The sequence below is a fragment of the Amycolatopsis pretoriensis genome, from assembly GCF_900107925.1.
Taxonomy (GTDB): Bacteria; Actinomycetota; Actinomycetes; order Mycobacteriales; family Pseudonocardiaceae; genus Amycolatopsis; species Amycolatopsis pretoriensis.
Map to the genome: position 1 here is coordinate 1 of NZ_FNUJ01000020.1, position 15,217 is coordinate 15,217.

Annotated in this window: 16 protein-coding genes and 1 rRNA gene; 4 read left to right on the top strand and 13 right to left on the bottom strand. The window is 71.4% G+C overall.

Annotated elements, in window-relative coordinates; genetic code table 11:
- The 3 genes from BLV96_RS47700 to BLV96_RS47710 form a co-directional block, all read right to left on the bottom strand.
- Positions 1–91 (bottom strand): 16S ribosomal RNA (locus BLV96_RS47700); the annotation flags it as partial.
- A gap of 344 nt (positions 92–435) precedes the next feature.
- Complete coding sequence (gene tyrS / locus BLV96_RS47705; protein ID WP_086681040.1) at positions 436–1,710, bottom strand: tyrosine--tRNA ligase; 1,275 nt, start codon at positions 1,708–1,710, stop codon at positions 436–438.
- 32 nt (positions 1,711–1,742) lie between these two features.
- Positions 1,743–2,381: a DNA-3-methyladenine glycosylase gene (locus BLV96_RS47710; protein WP_086681038.1), complete on the bottom strand. Its 639-nt coding sequence runs from the start codon at positions 2,379–2,381 to the stop codon at positions 1,743–1,745.
- Positions 2,382–2,494: 113 nt separating this feature from the next.
- Here BLV96_RS47710 and BLV96_RS47715 point away from each other — a divergent pair, with 113 nt between their 5' ends.
- Genes BLV96_RS47715 through BLV96_RS47725 form a run of 3 tightly spaced genes read left to right on the top strand, consistent with a single transcriptional unit; the run spans position 2,495 to position 4,355 of the window.
- The gene (locus BLV96_RS47715; RefSeq protein ID WP_086681036.1) at positions 2,495–3,040 is read left to right on the top strand and encodes a hypothetical protein; all 546 of its coding nucleotides are present in this window, start codon (positions 2,495–2,497) and stop codon (positions 3,038–3,040) included.
- Positions 3,037–3,705, top strand: a complete 669-nt coding sequence (locus BLV96_RS47720) for a DUF4166 domain-containing protein (protein ID WP_086681034.1) — start codon at positions 3,037–3,039, stop codon at positions 3,703–3,705. The genes BLV96_RS47715 and BLV96_RS47720 overlap by 4 nt, the downstream gene beginning before the upstream one ends.
- Positions 3,705–4,355 carry a TetR/AcrR family transcriptional regulator gene (locus BLV96_RS47725; RefSeq protein ID WP_086681032.1) on the top strand — a complete coding sequence of 217 codons (651 nt, stop codon included), beginning with the start codon at positions 3,705–3,707 and terminating at the stop codon, positions 4,353–4,355. The genes BLV96_RS47720 and BLV96_RS47725 overlap by 1 nt, the downstream gene beginning before the upstream one ends.
- On the opposite strand, the gene argH is transcribed toward BLV96_RS47725, so the two are convergent.
- Genes argH through argC form a run of 8 tightly spaced genes read right to left on the bottom strand, consistent with a single transcriptional unit; the run spans position 4,348 to position 11,769 of the window.
- The gene (gene argH / locus BLV96_RS47730; RefSeq protein WP_086681030.1) at positions 4,348–5,763 is read right to left on the bottom strand and encodes an argininosuccinate lyase; all 1,416 of its coding nucleotides are present in this window, start codon (positions 5,761–5,763) and stop codon (positions 4,348–4,350) included. The genes BLV96_RS47725 and argH overlap by 8 nt on opposite strands.
- Before the next feature lie 30 nt (positions 5,764–5,793).
- Positions 5,794–6,051, bottom strand: coding sequence for an argininosuccinate synthase (locus tag BLV96_RS47735; protein WP_244181005.1), 258 nt, complete (start codon positions 6,049–6,051; stop codon positions 5,794–5,796).
- Positions 6,048–6,548 carry an arginine repressor gene (locus BLV96_RS47740; protein WP_086681028.1) on the bottom strand — a complete coding sequence of 167 codons (501 nt, stop codon included), beginning with the start codon at positions 6,546–6,548 and terminating at the stop codon, positions 6,048–6,050. The genes BLV96_RS47735 and BLV96_RS47740 overlap by 4 nt, the downstream gene beginning before the upstream one ends.
- Entirely contained in the window at positions 6,545–7,471 is a 927-nt protein-coding gene (gene argF / locus BLV96_RS47745; RefSeq protein WP_086681026.1) for an ornithine carbamoyltransferase, read from the bottom strand. The genes BLV96_RS47740 and argF overlap by 4 nt, the downstream gene beginning before the upstream one ends.
- Positions 7,471–8,673: an acetylornithine transaminase gene (locus tag BLV96_RS47750; protein WP_086681024.1), complete on the bottom strand. Its 1,203-nt coding sequence runs from the start codon at positions 8,671–8,673 to the stop codon at positions 7,471–7,473. Before BLV96_RS47750 ends, argF begins: the two co-directional genes overlap by 1 nt.
- A complete protein-coding gene (gene argB, locus BLV96_RS47755; protein WP_086681022.1) occupies positions 8,670–9,587 on the bottom strand; it encodes an acetylglutamate kinase in 918 nt (305 codons plus the stop codon). The genes BLV96_RS47750 and argB overlap by 4 nt, the downstream gene beginning before the upstream one ends.
- Complete coding sequence (gene argJ / locus BLV96_RS47760; protein WP_086681020.1) at positions 9,584–10,744, bottom strand: bifunctional glutamate N-acetyltransferase/amino-acid acetyltransferase ArgJ; 1,161 nt, start codon at positions 10,742–10,744, stop codon at positions 9,584–9,586. The genes argB and argJ overlap by 4 nt, the downstream gene beginning before the upstream one ends.
- Positions 10,741–11,769, bottom strand: coding sequence for an N-acetyl-gamma-glutamyl-phosphate reductase (gene argC / locus BLV96_RS47765; RefSeq protein ID WP_086681018.1), 1,029 nt, complete (start codon positions 11,767–11,769; stop codon positions 10,741–10,743). Before argC ends, argJ begins: the two co-directional genes overlap by 4 nt.
- Positions 11,770–11,843: 74 nt before the next feature.
- Between argC and BLV96_RS47770 the strand changes: the two genes are divergently transcribed.
- A complete protein-coding gene (locus tag BLV96_RS47770; RefSeq protein WP_091390466.1) occupies positions 11,844–12,806 on the top strand; it encodes a helix-turn-helix transcriptional regulator in 963 nt (320 codons plus the stop codon).
- A 98-nt stretch (positions 12,807–12,904) separates the two neighbouring features.
- Here the strand turns inward: BLV96_RS47770 and BLV96_RS47775 are convergent, their stop codons facing one another.
- Both BLV96_RS47775 and BLV96_RS47780 read right to left on the bottom strand, forming a co-directional pair.
- The gene (locus tag BLV96_RS47775) at positions 12,905–13,402 is read right to left on the bottom strand and encodes a helix-turn-helix domain containing protein (RefSeq protein ID WP_086672357.1); all 498 of its coding nucleotides are present in this window, start codon (positions 13,400–13,402) and stop codon (positions 12,905–12,907) included.
- Between the two features lie 200 nt (positions 13,403–13,602).
- Positions 13,603–15,180: an alpha/beta hydrolase gene (locus BLV96_RS47780; RefSeq protein WP_086672355.1), complete on the bottom strand. Its 1,578-nt coding sequence runs from the start codon at positions 15,178–15,180 to the stop codon at positions 13,603–13,605.
- Between the last annotated feature and the right edge of the window lie 37 nt (positions 15,181–15,217).

Here is a 15,217-nt window from a genome sequence, read left to right on the forward strand (position 1 = left end):
ATCCCCACCCGAAAGTGGTTCAGCGTTCGACTTGCATGTGTTAAGCACGCCGCCAGCGTTCGTCCTGAGCCAGGATCAAACTCTCCAACAATGAATAGTTTAATCGAGGCAATGTTAATGCTCTCAAAGGAACCTCATACGAGGTTTCATATATAAGCTCTACTGGCTTAGTTCACTAGCACACTGTTGAGTTCTCAAGCAACACACCTCGAGTCCGCCGCGATCATGCGGCTCGCTCGAAGCGAGTCATTCCTAGCAGTTTGTGTGGGACACCCACTCAATCGCCTCAGGCGAGAGCTTGGTTCGTGTCCCGGCGGCCACCCGGTTTCCCTGGCGACTTGGAGAACTTTACACCCCGCGAAGAGGCCCGAAACAGGGGGGTACCTTAACCGCGTTCGCGCAGGTCAGGCCCCTGTTTCGGGCCACCCGGGCCGGTCAGCCGCCGAGGGCGACGCCGGCGACGTTCCGCTTGCCCTTGCGGACGACGAGCCACTTGCCGTGCAGGGCGTCGCCCGGCGCCGGCTTCCACTCCTCGTCGGCGATCTTCACGTTGTTGACGTACGCGCCGCCCTCCTTGAGCGTGCGGCGCGCGGCGCCCTTGCTGTCCACCAGTCCCCCGGCGAGCAGCAGGTCGACGATCGTCGGGTCCCCGGACGGGTCGACCTTGCCGTTCGGCACCTCGGCCATGGCCGCGTCGAGGGTGCGTTCGTCCAGCTCGCCGAGCTCCCCGCGGCCGAACAGCGCCTGGCTGGCGTTGATCACCTGCCGGGTCTGCTCCTCGCCGTGGACGAGGATCGTGAACTCCTCCGCCAGCCGCTTCTGCGCGGCACGCAGATGCGGACGCTGCTCGGTGTCCTCGGCCAGCGAAGCGATCTCCTCCTGGCTCAGGAACGTGAACATCCGCAGGTAGCGGACCACGTCGGCGTCGCCGACGTTCACGAAGTACTGGTACCAGGCGTACGGCGAGGTCATCCCCGGGTCGAGCCAGAGGTTCCCGCCGCCGGTGGACTTGCCGAACTTGCGGCCCTCGGCGTCGGTGACCAGGGGCGCGGTCAGCGCGTGCGCGCCCGCGCCGTCGGTCCGGCGGATCAGGTCGACCCCGCCGACGAGGTTGCCCCACTGGTCGGACCCGCCGACCTGCAGCTTGCAGCCGTACTTGCGGTGCAGCTGCAGGTAGTCCTGCGACTGCAGCAGCAGGTAGCTGAACTCGGTGTACGACATGCCGTCGCCCTCGAGCCGCCGCTTCACGGTCTCCCGGTTCAGCATGACGTTGATCGAGAAGTGCTTCCCGACGTCGCGCAGGAACTCCAGGGCGGTCTGCTGCCCGGTCCAGTTCAGGTTGTTCTCGACGATCGCGCCGGTAGGCGACTCGTCGAAGTCGACGAACCGCTCGAGCTGGCCGCGGATGCGCCCGGCCCAGTCGGCGACGACGTCGAGCGTGTTCAGCGTGCGCTCACCGGTGTCCCGCGGGTCGCCGATCATCCCGGTCGCGCCACCGGCCAGCACGATCGGCCGGTGCCCGGCGCGCTGGAAGCGCTTCAGCATGAGCAGCGGGACCAGGTTGCCGGCGTGCAGGCTGGGTGCGGTCGGGTCGAAGCCGCAATAGAGCGTCACGGGACCCTGGTCGAGCTCGCGCCGGAGGGCGTCGATGTCGGTGGACTGCGCGATGAGGCCGCGCCAGGTCAGCTCGTCGAGGATGTGTTCGCTCACGCCTGTAGATCCTCCCGCACCAGGTCAACCGACTAACTGGCGGGTCGGACCCGGCGCTTCCCGCCGCGGCGGTAGGTGGACACGGCGGGCGACGCGCCGTCCCAGAAGCGCCACGGCGTGTCCATGGCCATCGCGACGCCGACGCGGGGCCCGACGCGGATCCGCTCGGCCGGGACGCGCTCACCGACGCGCAGCCGGACCGGGGACGCCGGGTCGGTCAGGTCGACGCCGTTCTGCGCGCGGTCGACGCGCAGCACCGACGTCAGGATGGCCGGGCCCTTGGCCAGCTCGCCGGTCCCCCGCGCGGACGGCCGCCGCTTGCGGACGACGTCGAGGCCTTCGACGACCTCGCCCGCGCGGAGCAGTACCGCGCCGGGCATGTCTTCGTGCGTGCCGACGACGTTCGCGCAGAAGTGCATCCCGTAGACGAAGTACACGTACAGGTGCCCCGCGGGCCCCCACATGACGGCGTTGCGCGGAGTCCGGCCGCGGTAGCAGTGCGACGCCGGGTCGTCTTCGCCGCGGTAGGCCTCCACCTCCACGAGCCGGACGCCGACCGTGCCGTCGGGGCCGTCGGCCTCCAGGACCGCGCCGAGCAGCAGGTGGGCCAGGTCGACCGGGTCGAGGGCCAGCTCGTCGCGGGTGAACAACCGGCCTGCGTCGCCGCTCAAACGGGTTCCTCTCTTCGGCTTGCCTGGCCGGACCACCCTAACCCTTGAGCGATCGCTCAAACTTCTCTACAGTCCATTTGAGCAGTCGCTCAAACTCTGAGGGGAGCCGGGAGATGCGACCGAAGGCGCTCTACGTCGAGACCCTGATCCGCACGGACCTGGACACGCTGTGGGAGCACACCCAGGACCCGGCGCTGCACCGGCGCTGGGACCTGCGCTTCGCCGACATCAGCCCGCTCGCCGGGCACGACGGTCACTTCCGCTACGCCTCGCGGTTCCTCGGGGTGACGGTCACCGGGGTCGGGGTGAGCGCGGCGTCGCGCACCTGGCCGGACGGCTCGCGCACGTCGGTGCTGCGGTTCGCCTCCGCCGACCCGCTGTCGCTGATCAGCGCGGGCGCCGGGTTCTGGCGCTACACACCGGTCGGCGACGGCGTCCGGTTCGTCACCGGCTTCGACTACGGCACCCGCTGGGGCCGCGTCGGGCAGCTGGCCGACCGCGCGTTCCGCCCGCTGTTCGGCTGGATGACGGCCTGGTCGTTCGACCGGCTGCGGCTGTGGCTCGAGACCGGGACACCCCCGGAAGAACAGCTCCTGACCGCGCCTTCGGCCGCCCGCTGCGGCCGGACCCGCCCCCGGGACGAGGTGGCGGCGCGATGACCGGCGTCTTCGAACGCGCGCTCGGCGCCGACTTCGCGTTCCTGCACCCGCGCATGCGGGAGCGGCTCGCCCTCGCGGGCGGGCGCGGCATGATCGGCCACGGCGTGATGGACCGGATCTGGCGCGGCCCCGGCTTCACACTGCCGTTCCTGTGGCTCGGGTCGACGCGGCACATCCTGTTCCCCGACTGCGGCCGGAACGTGCCGTTCACCATCGAGAACTACCCGTACGTGGACCGGCACGGCCGCGAGACGGTGTCGTTCGTGCGCACCTTCGAATTCCCGAGAAGGCGCAGGCGGTTCGACGCGCAGATGGTGTTCAGCCCCGGGCGCGGGCTCGTCGACTACCTGGGAACGCACCAGCACCTGGCGGTCGACCTCGCGGTGTCGGCCCGGCCGGACGGCGGGTTCCGGATCCGCACCGGCGAGTTCCGGCTCCAGGAGGGCCCGGTCCGCGCCGGCCTGCCGCGGGCGCTCACCGGCTCCGCGCGGGTCGAAGAGTGGTTCGACGAGGAGAGCGGCCAGTTCCGGATCGAAGTAGCGGTGGTCAACCCGCGCTTCGGACCGGTGTTCGGCTACGAAGGCGCGTTCGGCGCGCGGTTCGTCGACGTCGGCGGCGGGGTGAGCGGGGCGGTCAAGCCACTCCGTGAGAAGGTCATGGACTGATGGGCACCGGCCGGAACTCCAGCTCGCGCGACACGAAGCAGAAGCTCGTGGACGGCGTGCTCGAGATCATCCGGCACCAGGGCATCACCGCGGTCTCCGCGCGGTCGGTCGCGACCGCGGCCGGCGCCAACCAGGCGCTGATCTTCTACCACTTCGGCAGCGTCGAAGAGCTCATCGCGCAGGCCTGCATCATCGCGACCGAAGCCCGCGTCTCGCTCTACCGGGAGCGCTTCGCCGCCGTGAACTCGGTCGGCGACCTGCTGGAGCTCGGCCGCGAGATCCGGGTCGCCGAACGCGCGGAGGGCAACCTCGCCGTGCTGGCCCAGACGCTGGCCGGGGCGCAGGGCAGCGAGCGGCTCTCCCAGGCGACCCGCGAGGGCCTGGAGAAGTGGATCACCGAGGTCCGGACGGCGCTGGAGCGCGTGCTCGCCGGCTCGCCGCTGGCCGACCTGGCGGACCCCGCCGGCCTGGCCCACGCCGTGTCGTCGGGGTTCCTCGGGCTGTCGCTGTTCGAGACCGTCGACCCCGACGGCGCCGAGCAGGCCATCGCCGCGCTGGAGCAGCTGGCCGTGCTCGTCGACGTCCTCGACGGGCTCGGCCCGGTGGCCACGCGGGCCGTCCGGGCCAAGCTCCGCAAATCCCTCAGTTGAGCCACTGACGGGCCGCGGTGACCCGCTCTTCGAGCCGCGCGCGCTGTTCGGCCACCCGCTCGGGCGCCGTGCCACCGCGGGCGTTGCGCGACTTCACCGAGCCCTCGACGGTCAACACGGCCCGCACCTCGGGGGTGAGCGCCGGGTTGATCTTCTCGAACTCCTCGTCGGTCAGCTCGTCCAAGCCGGCGCCGCGCGCTTCGGCGACGCGGACGCTCTCGCCCGCCGCCTCGTGCGCGACGCGGAACGGGACGCCCTGGCGCACCAGCCACTCCGCGATGTCCGTGGCGAGGGTGAACCCGGCCGGGGCCAGCTCGGCGAGCCGGTCGGTGTGGAACGTCAGCGTGCTGACCATCCCGGCGATCGCCGGGAACAGAAGCTCGAGCTGCTCGACCGAGTCGAACACCGGCTCCTTGTCCTCCTGCAGGTCGCGGTTGTAGGCCAGCGGCTGCGCCTTGAGGGTGGCCAGCAGGCCGGTCAGGTTGCCGATCAACCGGCCCGCCTTGCCGCGGGTCAGCTCCGCGACGTCCGGGTTCTTCTTCTGCGGCATGATCGAACTGCCGGTCGCCCAGGCGTCGTCCAGCGTCACGTAGCCGAACTCGGCGGTGTTCCAGATGATCACCTCTTCGGCGATCCGGGACAGGTTCACCGCGAGCATCGCGACGGCGAAGGCGAACTCGGCGACGAAGTCGCGCGAAGCGGTGCCGTCGATGGAGTTCTCGACGCTGGTCGCGAAGCCCAGCTCCGCGGCGACGGCCTCGGGGTCGAGCCCCAGCGACGAACCGGCGAGCGCACCCGAGCCGTACGGCGACTCGGCCGTGCGGGTGTCCCAGTCCTGCAGCCGCGAGACGTCGCGCAGCAGCGCCTGGCCGTGGGCCATCAGGTGGTGCGCGAGCAGCACCGGCTGGGCGTGCTGCAGGTGCGTGCGGCCCGGCAGGATCGCGTCCGGGTGGCGCTTGGCCTGCGACACCAGCGCGTCGACGACGTCGAGCGTGCCGGCGACGACCCGGCGGGCGGCGTCGCGCAGCCACATCCGGAACAGCGTCGCCACCTGGTCGTTGCGCGACCGGCCGGCGCGCAGCTTGCCGCCGAGCTCGGTGCCGGCCCGCTCGAGCAGGCCGCGTTCGAGCGCGGTGTGCACGTCCTCGTCGGCGATCGTCGGCGTGAACGCCCCCGAGGCGACGTCCTGGGCGAGCGTGTCCAGCGCGGTCAGCATGCCGGCGAGCTCGTCCTCGGTGAGCAGGCCCGCCTTGCTCAGCACGCGGGCGTGCGCGCGGGACCCGGCGATGTCGTAGGGCGCCAGGCGCCAGTCGAAGTGCGTCGACGCGCTCAGCGCGGCCATGGCCTCCGCCGGACCGCTGGCGAACCGGCCGCCCCACAGCTGCACCGGCTGCTCGTTCCCGCTCACTGTTCTCGCTTCTCCTCGGTGTTCGTGTCTTCAGGCGACCGTGATCCGGCCGTCGTACAGGACCAGGCGGACACTGGCATACCCGCGGCCGGTCCGCCGTTCGAGTGCGGCGCACGCTTCGCCGCGCCCGATTCTCTGCGCTTCGCCGCGCGCGCTCAGCATCCGGCGGGCTTCGGCGACGGAGACGGTCTCGCCGTCGATCGCCACCGGGACCCCCCGGTCGAAGGTGACGACGACCTCGTCCGGTGCGAGGAACTCGCCCTCGGCCGGGAAGATGTCGCCGATCATGGTGTTCCTTCGTCCGCCGATCGCTGCGCGAGGGCGGCGAAGCGCTCCGCGAGTTCCTTGCCCGTCAAGGGTTCCCGGGCGATCACGGCGACGGTGTCGTCCCCCGCGATCGACCCGACGACCTCTTCGAGCGCGGCCCGGTCGATCGCGCTGGCCAGGAACTGCGCCGCGCCCGGCGGCGTCCGCAGCACCATCAGGTTGCCCGACGAGTCGGCCGAGACCATCAGCTCCGCGAGCAGCCGGGAGAGCCGCGACGTGCCGCCCTGCACCCCGCGGACGGGGCTGCCGTCCTCCGGGATGACGTAGACCGGTGCACCCGAGTCCGGACCGCGCAGCTTGACCGCGCCGAGCTCGTCGAGGTCGCGCGACAGCGTCGCCTGCGTGACCTCGATGCCTTCGGCGGCCAGCAGCTTGGCCAGCTCGGTCTGGCTGCGGATCGTCATGGTCGACACCAGTTCGGTGATCCGCGCCTGCCTGCCCACCCGGCTGCTGGTCATCGCCGGCTCTCTTCGAAGAGCCAGACCAGCAGGGCCTTCTGGGCGTGCAGCCGGTTCTCGGCCTCGTCCCACACCGCGCTCGCCGGGCCGTCGATCACCTCGTCGGTGATCTCCCAGCCGCGGTGCGCGGGCAGGCAGTGCAGGACGATCGCGTCGTCCGCGGCCTTCTTCAGCAGCTCGGTGTTGACCTGCAGGGCGCGGAACGGGCCGACCCGGTCGAGCCCGTCGTTCTCCTGCCCCATCGACGTCCACGTGTCGGTGACGAGCACGTCCGCGCCGGCGACGGCCTCGTACGGGTCGGTGAAGACGGTGGCGGTGCCGCCGGTCTCCTCGCCGCGCTTCTTGGCGTCCAGCATGACCTGCTGGTCGGGCTGGAACCCGAGCGGCGAGACCACGCGGACGTGCATCCCGGCGGTGACCCCGGCGAGCAGCAGCGAGTGCGCCATGTTGTTGGCACCGTCGCCGAGGTAGACGAGAGTGAGACCTTCGAGCTTGCCCTTGCGCTCGCGGATCGTCATCAGGTCGGTGAGCGCCTGGCACGGGTGGAACTCGTCGGTGAGCGCGTTGACGACCGGGATCGACGCCGCCGACGCCATCGCCTCGATGCGCTTCTGCGCGAAGGTCCGCCACACGATCCCGTCGACGTACCGCGACAGCACGCGCGAAGTGTCCTCGATGGTCTCTTCGCGGCCGAGCTGCATCGAGCGGCCGTCGACGATCACCGGGTGCCCGCCGAGCTGGCTGATGCCGACCTCGAACGAGAAGCGCGTGCGGGTCGAGTTCTTCTCGAAGATCGCCGTGATCGACTTGCCGGCGAGGGTCTTGGTGCCGAGCGGGTCGGCTTTCAGCGCGTCCGCGAGGTCGAGGATGGCTTTCTGCTCGGCGGGACTGACGTCGTCGTCGCGGAGGAAGTGGCGGAGCATCAGTCGGAGTCCTTCGTGGTGGAGTCGAGCGCGTTCGGGAGGGCGGCGAGGAAGCCGTCGGCCTGCTCGCCGTCGAGCACGAGCGGGGGCGCGAGCCGGATCGTGTCGGGCGCGACCGGGTTGACGAGGTAGCCGGCGTCCTGGACCGCCTTGGCGACCGCGGCCGAGACCGGCTCGCGCAGGGCGATGCCGAGCAGCAGGCCGGCCCCGCGCACCCCGGCGACGAGCGGGTGGCCGAGCGCCTCGACGCCGGCCGCGATGTCCTTGCCCAGTGTCGAGACGTGGTCGAGCAGGCCGTTCGCGGCGATCGTCCTGATGACGGCGAGGCCGGCCGCGCAGCACACCGGGTTGCCGCCGAACGTCGTCCCGTGCTGGCCCGGCTTGAGCAGGTCGCCCGCCGCGCCGACGCCGATGACCGCGCCCAGCGGCAGGCCGCCGCCGAGGCCCTTGGCCAGCGTGATCACGTCCGGGACGACACCGGCCTGCTGGAAGCCGAACCACGTGCCGAGCCGGCCCAGGCCGGTCTGCACCTCGTCGAGCACCAGCAGCGTGCCGGTGGCCTTGGTGATCTCGCGCGCAGCCTGCAGGTAGCCGTCCGGCGCGGGGATCACGCCGGCTTCGCCGAGCACCGGCTCCAGGAAGACGGCCGCGGTCTCGGTGTCGACGGCCGCCTTCAGCGCCGCGACGTCCCCGAACGGCACGTGCTCCACCCCGGGCACCAGCGGCTTGAAGGGGTCGCGCTTGCCGGGCTGGCCGGTCAGCGTCAGCGAGCCCATGGTCCGGCCGTGGAACGCGCCCTCGGCCGCGATGACCTTGCTGCGCCCGGTCAGCCGGCTGATCTTCAGCGCGGCTTCGTTGGCCTCGGCGCCGGAGTTGACGAACAGCACCTTGCCGTTGCCGGTCAGGCCGGCGACGTCGAGCAGCGCCTCGGCCAGCTCGACGGCCACCGGGTTGACGTAGAGGTTCGAGGTGTGGCCGAGCTGCTTGATCTGCGCGGTGACGGCCTCGACGACCGCCGGGTGGGCGTGGCCGAGCGCGTTGACGGCGATGCCGCCGACCAGGTCGACGTACTCCTTGCCGTCGGCGTCCCACACCTTCGCGCCTTCGCCGCGCACCAGGGTCAGCGCGGGCGTGCCGTAGTTGTCCATGAGGGCGGACTGCCAGTGCGTCTGGCCGTCCACATTGGACTTGAGGTCGGTCACGGGAGCTCCGTTTCGGGGAAGACCATGGTGCCGATGCCGCGGGAGGTGAAGACCTCCAGCAGCACGGAGTGGGCGAGGCGGCCGTCGATCACGTGCGCCCGGCGCACGCCGCCGCGGATGGCGCGCACGCACGCCTCCATCTTCGGGATCATGCCGCTGGCCAGCGTGGGCAGCATCGGTTCGAGGTGGTCGACGCGGATGCGGTCGATCAGCGACGAACGGTCGGGCCAGTTCGCGTACAGGCCTTCGACGTCGGTGAGCACGACGAGCTTTTCGGCGCCCAGCGCGGCCGCCAGCGCACCCGCGGCGGTGTCGGCGTTGACGTTGTGCACCACGCCGTCGACGTCCGGGGCGACGGTGGACACCACCGGGATGCGCCCGGCGTTGACGATGTCGAGCACCGCGTCCGGGTTGACCTCGGCGACCTCGCCGACCAGGCCGATGTCGACCTGCTCACCGTCCACAGTGGCCTGTTTGCGCTCGGCGGTGAACAACCGGGCGTCCTCGCCGGAGATCCCGACCGCGTACGGCCCGTGGGCGTTGATCAGCCCGACGAGCTCGCGGCTGACCTGCCCGGTGAGCACCATCCGGACGATGTCCATCGTCTCGGGTGTGGTGACCCGCAGGCCGCCCTTGAACTCGCCTTCGACGCCGAGGCGCTTGAGCATCGCGGTGATCTGCGGGCCGCCGCCGTGCACGACGACCGGGCGCAGGCCGGCCAGCCGGAGGAACACCATGTCCTCGGCGAAAGCGGCCTTCAGCTCGTCGTCGATCATGGCGTTGCCGCCGTACTTGACCACCACCGTGGCGCCGTGGAAGCGCTGCAGCCACGGCAGTGCCTCGATGAGCACTCCGGCCTTCTCGGCCGCCGTCGCGAGTCGTTCGTCCGCGGAAATCAGTGCCTCCTTGGTCATGAGGAGTACGCGCTGTTCTCTTCGACGTAACCGTGCGAAAGATCCGTGGTGTAGATGGTGGCCGCTTCGGTGCCGACGCCGAGGTCGACGACGATTTCGATGTCGCGCGCGGTGAGGTCGGCCTCCGAGCGGTCCGACGCGGGCATCCCCTGGGCGAACAGGGTGACGCCGTTGATGGTGATCGACACGGTCTCCGGGTCGATCCGGGCCGGGACCCGGCCCAGCGCCATCGCGATCCGGCCCCAGTTCGGGTCGGAGCCGAACAGCGCCGTCTTGACCAGGTTGTCCTCGGCGATCGTGCGGGCGACCGCGATCGCGTCCGCTTCGGACTCCGCGCCCTGGACGGTGAGGTTGACGTCCTTCGTCGCACCTTCGGAGTCCGCGCGCAGCTGCAGGACCAGATCGAGGCTGACCTTCGTGAGCAGTTCGGTGAGCTCGGCCTCGGACGGCTCGACGCCGCTCGCACCGGAGGCCAGGACCAGGACGGTGTCGTTGGTGGACGTGCCGCCGTCGACGTCGAGGCGGTCGAAGGTGACGTGGGTGGCCGCGCGCAGGGCGCGGTCGAGGGTTTCCTTGGCCACCACGGCGTCGGTGGTCAGCACCGAGAGCATGGTGGCCAGGTTCGGCGCGAGCATGCCCGCGCCCTTGGCGAACCCGCCCACGCTCCAGCCGCTTTCGTGCTTCGCGAAGGCCTGCTTCGGCTTGGTGTCGGTGGTCATCACGCCCGTGGCGGCGTTCAGGCTCGCTTCGGCGCTCGCGTCGAGGGCTTTGAAGGCGGTGTCCACTCCGGACAGGACAGCGTCCATCGGCAGCCGCTCGCCGATCAGGCCGGTGGAGCAGACGGCGACCTCGATCGCGCCCGCTTGCAGGACGTCGGCGACCTTTTCGGCGGTGGCGTGGGTGTCCTGGAAGCCGCCGGGGCCGGTGGCCGCGTTCGCTCCGCCGGAGTTGAGGACGACGGCCTTGAGCCGCTGCTGCTTGAGCACCTCCTGCGACCACAGCACCGGGGCGGCCTTGATGACGTTGCGTGTGAACACGCCCGCGGCGACATCCAGGGGGCCGTCGTTGACGACCAGCGTGAAGTCGAGCGCGCCGGAGGCCTTGATCCCGGCGGCGACGCCGGCGGCGCGGAAGCCCTGGGGGCCGGTGACGGTCACGGTGCCACTCCTACGGTGGAAAGGCCGGTGGTCTCGGGGAGGCCGAGGGCCAGGTTCATCGACTGGACGGCACCGCCGGCGGTGCCCTTGGTGAGGTTGTCGATCGCGGCGACGACGACCAGGCGCTTCGCGTCGGCGTCGACCGTGACCTGCAGCTGGACGTTGTTCGAGCCGAGCGTCGCCGACGTCGTCGGCCAGGCGCCCGCGGGCAGCAGCTGGACGAACGGCTCGGCGTCGTAGGCCTTCTCGTACGCCGCGCGGGCGGCGGCCTCGTCGACGTCGCCCTTCAGCGGGGCGCTCGCCGTGGTGAGGATGCCGCGGGGCATCGGCGCGAGGACCGGCGTGAAGGACACGGTGACCCGCTCCCCCGCGACGGCCGAGAGGTTCTGCGCGAACTCGGGGGTGTGGCGGTGGGCGCCGCCGACGCCGTACGCGCTGGCCGAGCCCATCACCTCGGAGCCGAGCAGGTTCGGTTTGAGGCTCTTGCCCGCGCCGGAGGTGCCGGTGACCGCGACGACCGTGACGTCCGGCTCGACCAGACCGGCGGCGAACGCCGGCGCCAGGGCCAGCGAGCCCCCGGTCGGGAAGCAGCCGGGCACGGCGACGCGTTTGGTGCCCACGAGCTTCTCGCGGGCACCGGGCAGTTCGGGCAGGCCGTAGGGCCACTGGCCGGCGTGGTCGCCGCCGTACCAGCGCCGCCAGTCGGCCGGGTCGGCCAGCCGGTGGTCGGCGCCGAGGTCGACGACCAGGACGTCCGGGCCCAGCTGGGCCGCGATCTCCGCCGAGTGCCCGTGGGGCAGCGCGAGGAACACGACGTCGTGGCCCGCGAGGGTCTCCGGCGTCGTCTCGGCCAGGACGCGGTCGGCGAGCGGGACGAGGTGGGGCTGGTGGCCGCCGAGCTTCGTGCCCGCGCTGCTGGCGGCCGTGAGCGCGCCGATTTCGACCTCGGGATGGGCCAGGAGCAGGCGCAGCAGTTCGCCGCCCGCGTACCCGCTGGCTCCGGCCACCGCGATGTTCACCGTCATACGCATGATTATGCACGCCCTTGCAAGTCTAAACAAACCCGGAGTGGTGCCCGCCACCTTGGGATGCTGGGTCCATGACGGACACCCCGGCCCGGTTGCTCGGCCTGCTCTCGCTGCTCCAGACCCCACGCGAGTGGCCGGGCAGCGAGCTGGCCGAGCGGCTCGGCGTGAGCCCGCGGACGATCCGCCGGGACGTCGACCGGCTGCGCGAGCTCGGCTATCCGGTGGAGGCCTCCCGCGGTGTCACGGGCGGCTACCGGCTGGTGGCGGGCACCGCGATGCCGCCGCTGGTGCTCGACGACGACGAGGCCGTCGCGATCGCGGTGGGTCTGCGGACCGCCGCCGGGCAGACCATCGCCGGGATCGAGGAGGCGTCCGTGCGGGCGCTGGCCAAGCTGGAGCAGGTCCTGCCGGCCCGGCTGCGCCGCCGGGTGGGCACGATCGGCACGGCGACGGTCGCCGTCCCGGCCGCGGGACCGGCCGTCGACCCGGCCCAGCTGACGGTGTTCGCCGGCGCGATCACCAACCACGAGACGGTCCGCTTCCGCTACCGCGCCAGCGACGGCGCCGAGACGCGGCGGCGGGCCGAGCCGCTCCGGCTGGTCGCCACCGGGCGCCGCTGGTACCTGGTGGCGTACGACCTCGACCGGGCGGACTGGCGCATCTTCCGCGCCGACCGGGTCCGCGACGCCCAGGCGACCGGCGGCCGGGTGGCGCCACGCCGGCCACCCGCCACGGACCTGGCGGCCTACGTGCTCGACCGGCTGTACGACCTCCTGCCGACGTACCGGGCGGTGGCCGTGCTGGCGGAACCGTCGGCGCAGGTGGCAGCCCGGCTGGGCGCGGCGGCGGGCGAGCTGACCGACCTCGACGGCGGTGGGTGCCGGTGGCGCAGTCAGGCGGACACCCTGGACTGGCTCGCGTTCCGGCTGCTGGGGGCCGGGTGCGCGTTCACGGTCGAGGAGCCACCGGAACTGGTGGCGCACTTGAAGGTGCTCGCGAACCGGGCCGCCGCGGCCGCGGGGGTGCGGAGCTGATCGGTCGCCGAGATCGTGCGGCATGTGCTGTTCCTCCCCTGTCGCTTCGCCGGCGGCCGTGGTGGGCCGGTCCGCCGAGGACCGGCCCACCGCGGCCGTCAGCTCTCCTCACCCCCGTCCAGGTCCGTGCGCCTGCTCGGCGGCACGGGGAGGTAGCAGCCGGGGTTCTCCGGGTCGCAGCCCACGCGGGGCAGCCGGGCGCGGATGCCGCCGGGGGTGCGCTCGAAGTACGCCGCGATCTCCGCGACGCTCTCGCCCGCTATCCACCGGGACTCCAGTTCCGCGTCCATCCCCCCGTTCCACGGCCGCCCCTGCTGCGCGGGACGGCCCGCGGATCTTCGCCGCGGCCCCCGGCCCTCCCCGGTCGCGGACAGCAACCCGTCCGCGACGAGGTCGGCGACCTTGACCGCCACCGCCACGTCCAGGTCGAGGCTGCCCTCGGCGACGAGTTCGCCGCCGGGGCCGCCGGCTTCCAGGGTGATCATCACCCGGGGCGTCGGTTCGGCGCGGTCGTCGTCCGTCCTGGTGGCGACCGCGATGGTGTAGGTGATGTCCTCTGCCCGGATCTCGGTCCGGCGCTCTTCGGTGATCGACATGCCGCGAAGCTAGCGCGCACCCCCGACAATTTCCGGCCACGCGCTGCTCACGGGCGGCAACGCTCCGAAATTGTCGGACCCCTCCCCTGACGTCTCCGGCGACCACACCCCGTCATCAGGAGGCAACGATGAGACACCGGCGGACAAGACGGTGCCCCGGTCCGGGCGAGCCGGACCGGGGCACCGTCAGGGACTTCCGATCAGAAGTGCAGCAGCTGTGCCAGCTGCTTCTCCTGCACTGCCTTCGCCGAGCTGTCCGACTTCTGCGCGGTGGCGCCGTCGGGCACCGGCGCCGGCACCGGGTCACACTGGACGTCCGAGTGATTGCCAGGCTGGCGCTTCGGCAGCGTGCCGGTGGCCAGGTAGTCGGCGATCTTGTCGTCCACACAGGACACCCCGGACAGCGAGCCGGCGTGCGTCGTGCCGCCCGGCGCGCTGATCAGGCTCGAGTTCGGGTACCGCTTGCGGACCTCGAGGCTGCCGGCGTACGGCGTGGCGGCGTCGAGCTCCTCGCTGATCAGCAGCGCCCCGGCGACCTTGCGGCCGTCGATGTCGACCGGCTTGCCCGCCTTGGCCGGCCAGAACGCGCACGGCGCGTTGAACCAGGCGTTGCCCCAGGTCTCGAACGGGGCCTTGAAGTAGGTCAGCCAGTTGTCGGCGCGCCACTTGTTCCAGTTCGTCGGCCACTGGACGTCGGTGCACTGCACACCCAGGTACACGGCGAAGCCGTTGTCGGCGCCCGGCGGGTTCGAGTCGTCGTAGAGCCCCTTCAGCGTCTGCCAGTCACCCTGGTGGACGTAACCGTCGAAAGCCTTGGCCATGTCGACCCAGCCGAACACGTAGTAGCCGGCCTGCAGGAAGATGTCGGTCCACTCGTCGCCGCCGATGACCCCGCCGGCGGGGTTCTTGGCGAGCTTGCGCTGCGTGTCGTACCAGAGCTTCTCGACCGCGGACCCGGTCTTGCCCAGGTGGTAGACGCTGTCGTAGGACGCCAGCCAGTCGAAGTAGATCTTGATGTTCTTGTCGAACGCGACGTCCTGGTCGAGGTTGGCCTGGTACCAGACCTTGCGCGGGTCGACGTTGCCGTCCAGCACCATCCGGCGGACGTTCTTCGGGTACAGCGTGCTGTACACCTGGCCGAGGTAGGTGCCGTAGGAGAAGCCGTAGTAGTTGATCTGCTTCTCGCCCAGCGCCTTGCGCAGGCTGTCCATGTCCTGCGCGACGTCGGTCGTCTTCAGGTGATCGAGGATCTCGCCGTTCTTCTTGCAGGCGTCGGCGTAGCCCTTCGAACGGGTGAGCCACGTCTGCTCGAGCCCCGGCGTCGACGGCACGTACGCCGGCCGGTTGTAGCTGAAGTAGTTCCCGTCGCAGCTGATCGCCGGCTTGCTGGACCCGACGCCCCGCGGGTCGAAGCCGATCCAGTCGTAGTTGTCGCCCGCGTGGTTCGGCACGTACTTGCCGAGCACCGAGAGCCCGAGGCCGGAACCACCGGGGCCGCCCGGGTTCACCAGCATGATGCCCTGGGACTGCGCGGTCTTGTGCTTGATCCGCGACACCGCGACGGAGACCTTGGTCCCGCCCGGCTTCGCGTAGTCCATCGGCACTTCGAGGAAGCCGCACTCGGCGCCGTTGGCCTTCAGGCTCGCCGACGCGCAGGGCCCCCAGGCGATCGGCGCGGGCGTGAACCGCACCCCGGGATCCGCCGAGGCGGCGGGCGCGGCGGCCATCAGCCCGGCCGCGAGCCCCGCGGCGGCGATGGCGGCAACGATTCTCTTCACAGTCGTCCTTTTCATCCGCAGTGGACAGAGTTCGCCG